A 2432-nucleotide genomic window follows, 5' to 3' on the forward strand; every position below is an offset into this window, starting at 1 on the left:
TTGGAGGGGGAACGCAATCAGCAGGGTGCTACGCGAGTATAAACCTCAATCCCGCTTCCAGCGCCAGGTGATGCAACCCAAAGGACACGCGTGCCTTGACGTCTTCCTCCTCAGTATACGCGCGATACTCCGACGCTGCAGACAGCGTAGACACGCGGCACTGCTCTTTATACTCCATAACTCTCCGGTATGCGCCATCAACAAAAATACTGGCTTGTGGGGAGAGCTCGTAACTCACACCTAGCTTTGCGCCATATGTAAACCTGGGAGTACCGGTCTTGGCCACTTTCAAAAAGCTCATCCCTATGCCAACACATCCATATGGGGATAGACCCCCCATGTTAACAGTAGAAACGTCATAGCAGTAGTTGGCACCAAAAGTGTTGGCCGCAACTGCAGGTATCTCGATTTTATATCCACCAATGCGCCCGAGGGCTGCGAGTATCATTTCCCGCTCCTTCTTCAAAATTTCTTCATTATTGTCGGTTTTGGCTTTAGTCGCCGCAGCAAGGAGAAGCATGGCCTTGCGTTTCTGGTCATGTGTGCTGACGCTCCGACCCCCATATTTGTAGCCAATCGTAGCAGCAACTAATTTGACGGCTGTGTGCACATCCACCGAACTCGCCCCTACATGCTTTAGAGCCCCTTTCCCGGTTCGTGTACCAAGCTCACCAGACAGCGCACTCGCAAGATCATGAAGCCCATCGTACCGAGTAGAGGACAGCACACGAAGAGCTCTCGCCGCCGGATCATCGCTGTCAATCTGTCCTGTCACAAGCCGAACAATTGCGTCATCCACGAGAAGGAACATTGAGTCTCCCTTGGTCCACGCTCTACCACTGACCTTCATGATGGGAAAGCGCTCGCGCACTGCTTCGAGCTCTAATCTACCTGTCGAGTAGCGCACCCCCACACTGCCAACAACGCCAAATGGGCTACTGTGCCGGAATTTTATTGGATATTTGCTCCCCTTGGTGCCCACGCTGCTCCAATCGAAGTCAAAAGGGGAAGTGTCCCCACCAACGGCATCTTTCCGATAAGGTAACGCAGAATCCGCCGCACCGGGAACCTCAGCGTAGAAATCCGCCACACTCCCGAATGCTGGGGCAAGCCCAAATCCTAAGTAAAAGTCGGTATCGTCACCACCAAACCCTGCCGCAACAGCGGACGAACCAAACGCGATAGTTCCAGCTACAACCGCACCCAACAGAAAAGACCTAACCACCTCACCCTCCGTACATCAGCAACACACATCCCCTCCCCACCTAGGAGGAAACAACAATAGAGCGCTACGCGAGTATAAACCTCAACCCTGCTTCCAGCGCCAGGTAATGCAGCCCAAAGGACACGCGCGCTCTGATATTTTCCCTTTCAGTATACTCACGATACCCTGACGCCGCGGACAGAGTAGACACACGGCACCGCTCGCCGTACCCCATAACCCTACGGTACGCGCCACCAACAAAAACCCTAGCCCGCGGAGAGAGCTCGTAACTCACACCCAGCTTCGCACCATATGTAAACTTCGGAACACTGTTCTTGACCACCTTCAAAAAGCTCATTCCCGCGCTAACACAGCCATATGGGGATAGACCCCCCATGTTAACAGTAGAAACGTCATAGCAGTAGTTTGCGCCAAAAGTGTTGGCCACGACCGCAGGTATTTCGATTTTGTGTCCACCAATACTGCCAAAGGCGACGCTAATCATACGTGCGCGGTCAATAATCTCACGCTCTTGCTTGTCGACTGCCGTAGCGGCAGCAAGGAGCAGCATGGCTTTTCGCATCCGCTCAGGAGTAAGAGGGGTATCATCCCTCCTCCCAAATTGGCTCCCATATACCATAGCGACAATCCTGGCTGCCGCCGCAGCGTCATGTTTATCAGCACCTGTGTGTGCCAGAGCGCCCTGTTTCAGTGTAACCGTCTGTACCGCAGTGCTCAGCGCATCTTCCAGTGATAAGAAATCCTGGTGCTCGGGCAACGCCTTGCTTAGCGACTTTACAGTTTTGCTATCGCTGTCATTGGCACTTCTCTGTCCTGTCGCAACCCGCACCACTGCATCATCCACAAGCAGGAACATTGAGTCCCCTTTGGCCCACACCCTACCACTGACCTTCATGATGGGAAAGCGCTCACGCATCGCTTCGAACTCCAGCCTACCAGTTGAGTGGCGAACGCCTATACTGCCAACAACTCCAAACAGGCTATTGTGCTGGAATTTTATCGGGTATTTACTCCCCTTGGTGCCCGATTCTTCCCAATCAAAGTCAAAGGGGGAGGTTTCCCCGCCGCCAATGGCATCCTTCCTATAAGGTAATGCAGAATCTGCTGCGCCGGGAACTTCAGCGTAGAAATCCGCCACATTCCCAAATGCTGGGGCAAGCCCAAATCCCAAGTAAAAGTCGGTATCGTCACCACCAAACTCTGCCGC

The 2432-nt window shown here is 53.3% G+C and carries 2 protein-coding genes; both read right to left on the bottom strand.

What is annotated here, in order from left to right:
* Nucleotides 1-28: 28 nt before the first annotated feature.
* Nucleotides 29-1225 carry a P44/Msp2 family outer membrane protein gene (locus GAC_RS03180; RefSeq protein WP_012659132.1) on the bottom strand — a complete coding sequence of 399 codons (1197 nt, stop codon included), beginning with the start codon at nt 1223-1225 and terminating at the stop codon, nt 29-31.
* Between the two features lie 64 nt (nt 1226-1289).
* Nucleotides 1290-2432: P44/Msp2 family outer membrane protein (locus GAC_RS03185; RefSeq protein ID WP_037349447.1), on the bottom strand; the 1143-nt coding region annotated here is incomplete at its 5' end.

It is taken from the genome of Anaplasma marginale str. Florida, from assembly GCF_000215485.1.
In the GTDB taxonomy this organism is placed as follows: domain Bacteria; phylum Pseudomonadota; class Alphaproteobacteria; order Rickettsiales; family Anaplasmataceae; genus Anaplasma; species Anaplasma marginale.